Raw genomic sequence first — 8,772 nt, 5'->3', positions numbered from 1 at the left:
AAGAAGGAAGAAGGAAGAAGGAAGAAGGAAGAAGGAAGAAGGAAGAAGGAAGAAGGAAGAAGGAAGAAGGAAGAAGATGGGAGGAAGAGGGAAGAAGGAAGAGGGAAGAAGGAAGAAGGAAGAAGGTGGGAGGGAAGATACTATGTATAAATTAATGGTCTTTGTACCAGTTTTGTACTTCTTCTTTTGTAATTTTTCTGGTTTCTTCTCATTCCCTCTTTCCTCCTCCCCGTTGATTATTACTCATTTTTGTTTCCCCATCCTGTCTTTTTCCTCAACATCCATCCGTTAAATCCAGTACAGGGATCGTTGCCGAACTACCCTCGAACCTCGAACCTCGAACCTCTTCCTTCTTCCCTCGAACCTCAGCATCCATCCGTTACATCCGTTACATCCGTTATACAATCCGTTGCCGAACTTCCTTCTTCTCTCTTGCTTAATGAAGGATAAAAGTCACAGCAATACACAATATAAAAAGATATAATTAAATAACTCAAGCCCAGCTATGTCAGATGCAAAGCCAGTTAGGAAAAGCCAAGCGCGATCGCTCCCGCCGCCAATTGTTAGAACTCAGCCCGATCGGGTTGGCATTGTGCCGGACGGACGGGACTTTTCTCGACGTAAATCCAGCTTTTGCAAGTATTATCGGCCGCACAGTTGCAGAAACTCTCCACCTCAACTACTGGGAAATTCAGCAAACACAGTGCGCGCGCCCAGAAAAATCTCTAGAATGTCAAGCAAAAAATAGCCACACGCACCTGTGCGAAGCAGCATACAAACATAAAAACAACCATCTCGTACCCGTGCGAGTTTCCGAGCGGGCAATTGAAACAGGGGGAGAGTGCGCGATTTGGCTGACTGCTGAAGAAATTTTTAATCCTGAGCCTGAAAATAGCGAGCCGCTGGAATCAGCGCCCCCGCACAGCAATTCACATCTAGAAAAATTGCTCGCAGAGCAGACTGCCGAACTGGCAAAAACTCAGAAACTACTCGAAGAAAAAATCGCCGAACTGGAACAGACTAAAGAAAAATTGCGTCTCCAAAGTCAAATTATCGACCAAATTCAAGAGTCGGTGATTTCTACAGATATAGACGGCTCGATCGGCATTTGGAATCAAGCCTCCCAAAAGTTATACGGCTATCAAAAAACTGAGGCTATCGGACAGCACATTTCTCTAATTTACTCACCAGAACAGCACGAATTTTTGTTAGATCAAGTCATCAAACCGCTACAAAAAAAAGGCGAGCCAGAAATAGAAGTTATAACACGCCGTAAATCGGGAGAAAATTTTTACTCGCACCTGATGCTTTCGCTATTGAAAGACAGCACGGGAGAAGTTGTCGGGATGATTTGCTATTTAACAGATCTCAGCGCTCGCAAAGCTTTAGAACAAGAATTAGCACAGAGACAAGCACTATTTGATGCCTTTTTTAAGGAGGCGCCGGCGGGGCTTTGCATTTTGGACTCCCAACTGCGGTACGTGCAAATTAATCAATTTATAGCAGAAATAAATTGCCTGAGTCCAGCAGAGCACATCGGCAAAACTGTACGCGAAATATTGCCGAATATCGCTCCAATTGTAGAGCCTTTATACGAACAAATTTTGATAACGAAACAACCCCTAATTAACATCGAGATGAGTTGTGAAAATCCAAGACAACCGGGGTTAGTCCGACACCTGACAGGCTCTTATTTTCCCCTGCTCGACAAAGATGGCGAAGCGATCGGCATCGGTGCAGTCGTAGTTGACATTAGCGATCGCAAACTTGCAGAAGCTGCACTGCAAAAAAGCGAACAGCTTTACCGCACTATGGCAAGTAACTTTCCTAACGGTGCGGTGATGTTGTTCGATCCAGAACTGCGCTACACGCTGGTAGAAGGTACAGAATTAGCAGCAGTGGGGCTTTCTAAAGATTTGATGGAAGGCAAGACAATCTGGGATGTATTCGAGCCAGATGTTTGCGCTTATCTCGAACCAACTTATCGGGCAGCACTGGCAGGAAAAACAGTTGTTACAGAAATGATTTACAGCGATCGCGTCTACCTCGGTTATGCCTTGCCACTCAGAAACGAACGGCAAGAAATCATCGGCGGATTGCTAATGACTCAAGACATTACGGCTCGCCAATTAGCAGAAGAAGCACTCAAGGAAAGTGAGGAAAAATACAGGTGCATTGTCGAGACAGCCGACGAAGGAATTTGGATCGTAGATGCGGAGGGTAAAACTACTTTTGTCAACCAAAAAATGGCCGATATGCTCTGCTGCACCCCAGAGGAAATGATCGGGGAGTCGCTATTTGCTTTCATGGATGCAGAAGGCATGGCGATCGCACAAATCAGTCTCGACCGCCGCCGTCAAGGAATTAACGAACAGCACGATTTTAAGTTCCGTCGCCGAGACGGCAGCGACTTGTGGGCGATAGTTTCTACTAAATCTTTGGCAGACAAACAGGGATGCTATGTGGGTGCTTTGGCAATGGTTGCCGACATTACCGATCGCAAGCAAACAGAAGCCGCATTGCAGCAGTCGGAAGCCAAATTTCGATCGCTCTACGAATTAACCAGTTTGCCTGTTTTTATGTTATGTGACAATGCCATCACCGATGCCAACACAGCCACCCTAAAACTATTTGGCTGCACTACCCCGCAACAGTTGTACGGCAAAAACCCCGGCCAACTGTCGCCTCCTTTCCAACCTAACGGCAGAGATTCTTTGAGCTTAGTTAACGAAGTGATAGATCTCGCCTTTGAGCGGGGAAACCACCGTTTTGATTGGGTTCACCAGCGCTTAGACGGTACTGATTTTCCCGCAGAAGTCGTGCTGACAATCATCGAGGTGGGAAATGAAAAAATTATCCAAGCAGTTATTCAAGATTTAACGGATCGCAAACTTGCAGAAGAAACTTTAGTGCGATCGGAACAAGCGCTCATACAGCAAGCTCAGCGAGAACTGCTGCTCAATCAAATTGCCAATCAAATCCGCACTTCTTTGGATTTAGACACGATTTTAGAAACCGCCGTTCAAGAAATTCGCAATCTGATGCACCTAGATTTGTGCATCTTCACTTGGTATCGCCCCAACACCAATCCTCCCGTTTGGGAGGTAACTTGCGAAGCGAAGAATACAGATTTGCCGAGTATTCTCGGCACTTATCCTGTAGACGACAAATCTACTCTCGTAGTGGGACAGATTTTGCGGCGAGAAATTCTGCGAATTGATGATGTCAGCACTTTTGAAGATGTAGAATTGCGCGAACTTTTCCAGTCTTCAAATTTTAACTCAGTGCTGTCGCTGCCAATTCATACAGCTTCCGGCGATATTGGGGTGATTACCTGCTATCAGGCTATGTCCGTGCGAAATTGGAGCGAATCGGAAGTCGAACTGATGCAAGCGGTGGTCGCTCAAATTGCGATCGCGATCGACCACGCCGAACTGTACACCCAAACCCGCACAGCGGCCCGATTAGCTCAAGCTCAAACTCAACAGCTAGAACAAACTTTGCACGAACTCCAACGCACCCAAACTCAATTAATTCAAAGTGAAAAAATGTCGAGTTTGGGACAGTTAGTAGCAGGCGTCGCCCACGAAATTAATAACCCTGTTAATTTTATTTACGGCAATCTCAGCTACACCAGCGAATACACTCAAAAGTTGCTAAAAATTCTGCAACTTTACCATAAGGAATACCCGCAGCCAACCGCAAGAATTTTAGAGGCAAGAGAAGACTTTGAAATTGATTATCTTGTTGAAGATTTACCCAAAATTTTAGCATCTATGAAAGTCGGAGCCGATCGCATCCGCGACATAGTTTTGAGCCTGCGGACTTTCTCAAGACTTGACGAAGCTGAAATGAAACAAGTTGACATTCACCAAGGCCTTGAAAGTACGCTGCTGATTTTGCAAAACCGCCTGAAAAATAAACCCGATCGCCCGACAATTAATGTGATCAAAGAATACGGTAATTTGCCTTTAGTTGAATGTTATCCCGGTCAGTTAAATCAAGTATTTATGAATTTGTTGAGCAATGCGCTAGACGCATTGGAAATGGAGATGAATAAATTCGATATCACTGCCAAAAATCTCGCAATTACAATTCGCACCCAAGTAACGGACAATAACTGCGTTGCGATACGGATAGCTGACAGCGGCTCCGGGATGAGCGAAGATGTGAAAAAGCGCTTGTTTGACCCATTTTTCACTACTAAACCCATTGGCAAAGGAACTGGCTTAGGATTGGCAATTTCGCACTCTATTGTAGTAGAAAAACACGGCGGCAAGCTTTCTTGTAATTCTGTATTGGGAGAAGGTTCGGAATTTGCGATCGAGATTCCTCTGCGGCAGAAAAAAATTAAAGTTAGCGTGTAATTTTTAGTAATTATAGCTTTTTTATACCTAGAGATTTTACGTAAACCCGATCGCACCTTTGCGTCTCCACACCAGTTGTCGGTAGATATCCGCTATTTTCGTACAGTTTAACAGCTTCTTTGAGAATGCTAGCAGTTTCTATCCAGATTTCATCAAATCCGCAAGCGATAATTTTACATTCCAATTCTTTCAGTAAAAATTTCCCCAAACCCTGTCCCCTTGCTGCTGGCAAAATATACATTTTGCGAATTTCCACAGCATTATTCCCGCGCTCAATCGGATAGTAAGCGGCTGTACCCACTATTTGATCCTGCCGTTCAACTACCCAAAATTCGCCGCCTTGATTATGATAATGCAGTTCTACATCATAGACATCTCGATCTGCCCCGTGAGGTTCGCATTTTAAACCGTACTCTGCTAAAACATCCCGAATTAAATAGAAAGCCTCAGCGCGATCGCGCGTTTCCCAGGAACGAATTAAAAAATCCAGATGTTGGGTTTTCATTGGTGGTTGAAATGTATATTTATTTTTTGACTTTAGCAACTGTAATTTTACTGATTTTTTGTGTTTTACAGTTTTTAAATGCAGCTAACTTTTAACTGTGAATTCTCGGTTCAGGATGAAGAATTGCCAGTAACTCGCTCTCTACTAATGATAATTCCTCCAGCCTGTCAACCACAAGAGCGCGATCGAAATAAGTTGTTGCTAAAATCCAATATACCCCGTAATGGCGCGCTTCCGAAGCCATCAAACTGCGGTAAAACTTAGCTAATTCCGCGTCTGGACAGCGATCGCCCAGCAGCCCCAACCGTTCGTGACTGCGCGCTTCTATCAAACCAGAAACCAACAAAGAATCCAAAAGTCTCTCCGGTTCCTGCTTGCGAATTTGACCGGACAAACCAGCACCGTAGGGAGGTGCAGCCAAAGGGCCCAAAGCGATGCTGCGCTGTTCTAAGCGCTGGTTGACTTGCTCGAAATGCTCTAATTCTTCGCGGGCGATCGCCGTTAGCATCCTCACCAATTTTTCTCGGGCTGGGTAGCGAAACATTAAATTTAACGCTACTCCCGCCGCTTTCCGTTCGCAGTGAGAATGGTCTAATAAGATTGTATCTAAATGGGCGATCGCCTGTTCTATCCAAGCTTCCGAAGTCGGCTGTTTTAAAAACTTAATAGTTGGTAGTGTTGAACTCATACCATTTTAGATTTTAGATTTTAGATGACGAATGATATCGTTGACCTTTGCATCGGAACGATAGGCAACCGAGGATACGGCAATGCCGTTTCCCTACCCCAAAATAATCCATGTTCCTTGATGAAAAATGTAACCATCGCCAGATTAATTGTAGGGACACGGCAATGCCGTGTCCTACTCCCCGCGCCGGACACGGCACTGCCGTGTCCCTACTTTTCAAAATTGATTTTACACAAATTTTCAAACACCGCATACATATCTCCAGCAAACTTTTTCGGATTCCACAGCGGCGACAAATTGGCTCCATCTTTAGATTTCACCAACTGTGCTTTAATTGCGTTTCTCAATTCAGGATCTTTACCAAATTTTACACCCAAATCCACATACTCCGACCAAGACCAAGCCACACCAGCTTCAATTCCCAAAGCCTGCAAAAACGAATAACCCATTCTCGACAAAAACTGCTCTCCTGTGCGAGTCACCACCGGCAAATTAAACCACAAAGCCTCTAAAGTGTGAGTTCCTCCGTTGTAAGGATAAGAATCTAACAAAACATCGGCCAGCAAATAGATAATTCTGTGTTCTTCCTCAGTAGCAAACCTCGGCAAAAACTTAATTCGGTGCCGGCCGACTCCTTCAGCTTCGCAAGCTTGGTGATACGCACCCTCAAACACGGCAGCATCGCCTAAAGCTTTGTGAATTAAGATACTGTTCGGCACTTCTTTGAGAATCGCAATTTGTGCTTTCACCAACTCGCGATTAAATTTTCTGCCGGGAGCGACGCACAGGTAAACTATCTGATCCAAACCGATCCGGTTCGACTTTCTCAATGCAACCGGATCGACTCCATATCTCTGAAAACCTGACACAGCTACAAAGGAATCCGGCATCCTAATTAGCTGCTCGTCATAATATTTTTCTCGGTCTGCTGGGTGCGAGTGCCAGTCTGTAAGAAAGTAATTTTCCGGCGATATGTAAGGCGCATCAAATCCGAGCCAAGAAACACAAACTGGTGCGGGTTTTTGGTATAAAATGTCAGCGTGAACTGGTACGCTGAGAGAATCTAAATCGACTAAAACGTCCAATTCATCTTGCTGAATTTGGTCGATAATTTCTGCGGAATTGGCAAGTCCGTTAGGGTAAGTTTTCGGAAAAGTCAGTTTGCCAAAACTTTCAAATTGCTGAGTGCGATCGTCAGGAACAATTCTTTCGGAAGCGTACAAATACAAATTGGGTGTGATGTCGGACAATTCGCGAATGATGTCAGCGCTGCACCAACCTACAGAATGGCGGCTGAAGTGATTGGACAAAAAGCCGATTTTTAACTTGCTGGATGGGGCATTTGGTTTGAAATTGTAATTTGCGGGTTGAGAAAAATTAGGTTTGATACATTTGTCGATATACTTTTGGGCAATTAATCTGTAAAGTTTTGAGTTGGCAGCCAAGTCATCTCGCAAATAAGGCGTGCTGAATAATAAGTTTGCATAAAGCGATTTAATTTCTATCGAACTAGCGGTTTCTAAGTTTTGCTGTAAGTACGACTCTAGCTCTAAAAATCGATCGCCCGCAATTTGATTCAATCCCGACACTTGATAGGTGCTGACGAAGTAAATCGCGGTCATAATAGGATCGGTTTCAGCACACATTTGGCTGTATTTGTGAACGGCTTGTCGCGCGGCCGCTAAATCGCTAGTATCTCTGAGGATGCCGCACAAATGTTGGTGAGCCGAAATAAAATCGGGTTTAATTTCTAGGGCTTTTTGAAGGTTGGGTATTGCGTCTTTAAATTTGCCTTGGTGGCGCAAAACTATGCCAATTTGACAGTATGCTTCGGCTAAATCGGGTTTGAATGCGATCGCCTGCTGCCATGCAGCCACCGCCTCATCTAACTTCCCTTGCCGCGCTAATTTATCTCCTAAATTTAAGTGAAAATCTACCTCAGCCAGATGGGGATTCAGTTCGAGAGCTTTTTGCTCGTATGCTACCGCTGCATCCGGCTGCCCCTGCTGCTTCAGTGCGCCTGCCAAATTCCAGTAAGCAGCAGCCAAATTCGGTTTGAGTTCGATCGCCTTTTCGTAATTGACAATCGCCTCCACCAAATGCCCTTGTTTGTAGAGCATACTGCCCAAATTAGCATAGGCCTCAGCAAAGTCGGGATTCAGGGCGATCGCCTCAGAATAAAACCGCATCGCTTCCTCAATGTAGCCGCTTGCTTGCTGCACATTCCCCATTGTCACGTAAGCCGCCGCCCAATCCGGTTGCAATTCCAGAGCTCGGCGACAAGCAGCGACGGCTGCTGCTAAATTGCCTTGAGAGTAATACATTTCTGCAACTACTGTCAGCGATGCAGCATCTTCAAATTGGGGTGTTTCGGATTGGTTGCGAAAATCGGAATTCATTTGGCGGCCTATCTGTGCTATCAAGTTAAAGGTTGAATCTATATTATTTTGCAGAGTAGCAGTTTTAGCGGAACTACGGGCGATCGTCACAGAGAATTTATGAGCGACAAGCAAGCGACACAGCGCCAACATAACATCAAGTGGAAACCAAACCTCCTGCTGGGGATACTCTTGTTAACCTTAGCAATTCCCTTACCCTTTGCCCAAAAGACTTTCGCACAGCAGCAGCAAACAGCCAGCTTTAGGCAGAAATTATTTCAAACGGCTCTTTATTTCACCCTCTATTTTGAGGGCGGATTCAGCAATCACCCTGCCGATAAGGGCGGCAGAACTTATCGGGGTGTCTTGCAAACGGAATACAACGCTTACCGCTACAGTCGTGGGCTTCCGCCCCTCGACGTGACGCAGATGTCGGAAGCAGAGCTCCTAGAAATTTATAAATATTACTGGGATTCGAGCCTGTCGGGCACAATGCAGCCGGCTTTGGCGATCGTCATGTTTGACACCGCCGTTAATTTCGGTATTAATAACTCAATTACCTTTCTCCAGCAAGCCTTAGGATTGCCACAAACCGGAATTTTCGATCCGCGCACCAAGGAAGCATTGAAAGCCGCTAACAACAAAAATACGGCGCTGCAAATGATTAACGAGCGGATTATTTACCGCTACAAAAGGGTGCAAGAAGATCCGACTCAGATGGCTTTTTTCCGGGGTTGGCTGAGCCGAGATTACAGTTTGTGGGGCTACGTAAACAAGCTTAAAAATTAAGCCGATTCATTTGTCAATAGGCTTTTGAGGGCGGGCTAGCAGAGC

The 8,772-nt window shown here is 45.2% G+C and carries 5 protein-coding genes; 2 read left to right on the top strand and 3 right to left on the bottom strand.

The window, feature by feature from the left end:
- Positions 1-512: 512 nt before the first annotated feature.
- A complete protein-coding gene (locus QUA20_RS07740) occupies positions 513-4,367 on the top strand; it encodes a PAS domain S-box protein (protein WP_333187274.1) in 3,855 nt (1,284 codons plus the stop codon).
- 10 nt (positions 4,368-4,377) lie between these two features.
- On the opposite strand, the gene QUA20_RS07735 is transcribed toward QUA20_RS07740, so the two are convergent.
- The 3 genes from QUA20_RS07735 to QUA20_RS07725 form a co-directional block, all read right to left on the bottom strand.
- Positions 4,378-4,872, bottom strand: coding sequence for a GNAT family N-acetyltransferase (locus QUA20_RS07735; protein WP_333187271.1), 495 nt, complete (start codon positions 4,870-4,872; stop codon positions 4,378-4,380).
- Positions 4,873-4,963: 91 nt separating this feature from the next.
- Entirely contained in the window at positions 4,964-5,560 is a 597-nt protein-coding gene (locus QUA20_RS07730) for a tRNA isopentenyl-2-thiomethyl-A-37 hydroxylase MiaE (protein ID WP_333187268.1), read from the bottom strand.
- Positions 5,561-5,769: 209 nt separating this feature from the next.
- Positions 5,770-7,959: a tetratricopeptide repeat protein gene (locus tag QUA20_RS07725; RefSeq protein ID WP_333187264.1), complete on the bottom strand. Its 2,190-nt coding sequence runs from the start codon at positions 7,957-7,959 to the stop codon at positions 5,770-5,772.
- Positions 7,960-8,058: 99 nt separating this feature from the next.
- On the opposite strand from QUA20_RS07725, the gene QUA20_RS07720 reads away from it, so the two are divergent.
- Positions 8,059-8,727 (top strand): glycosyl hydrolase 108 family protein, encoded by a 669-nt coding sequence (locus tag QUA20_RS07720; protein ID WP_333187261.1) that lies wholly within the window; start codon positions 8,059-8,061, stop codon positions 8,725-8,727.
- Positions 8,728-8,772 lie beyond the last annotated feature (45 nt).

This window comes from Microcoleus sp. Pol7_A1, assembly GCF_036701085.1.
Classification (GTDB): Bacteria; Cyanobacteriota; Cyanobacteriia; order Cyanobacteriales; family Microcoleaceae; genus Microcoleus; species Microcoleus asticus.
The sequence above is the reverse complement of the archived record's forward strand: the minus strand, read 5'-3'. Positions and strand labels throughout refer to the sequence as shown.

What these genes read in the sequence shown, in the direction of transcription:
- QUA20_RS07740 (WP_333187274.1), top strand. Translation starts at nt 513, where the DNA reads ATGCAAAGCCAGTTAGGAAAAGCCAAGCGCGATCGCTCCCGCCGCCAA.
- QUA20_RS07735 (WP_333187271.1), bottom strand. Translation starts at nt 4,872, where the DNA reads ATGAAAACCCAACATCTGGATTTTTTAATTCGTTCCTGGGAAACGCGC.
- QUA20_RS07730 (WP_333187268.1), bottom strand. Translation starts at nt 5,560, where the DNA reads ATGAGTTCAACACTACCAACTATTAAGTTTTTAAAACAGCCGACTTCG.
- QUA20_RS07725 (WP_333187264.1), bottom strand. Translation starts at nt 7,959, where the DNA reads ATGAATTCCGATTTTCGCAACCAATCCGAAACACCCCAATTTGAAGAT.
- QUA20_RS07720 (WP_333187261.1), top strand. Translation starts at nt 8,059, where the DNA reads ATGAGCGACAAGCAAGCGACACAGCGCCAACATAACATCAAGTGGAAA.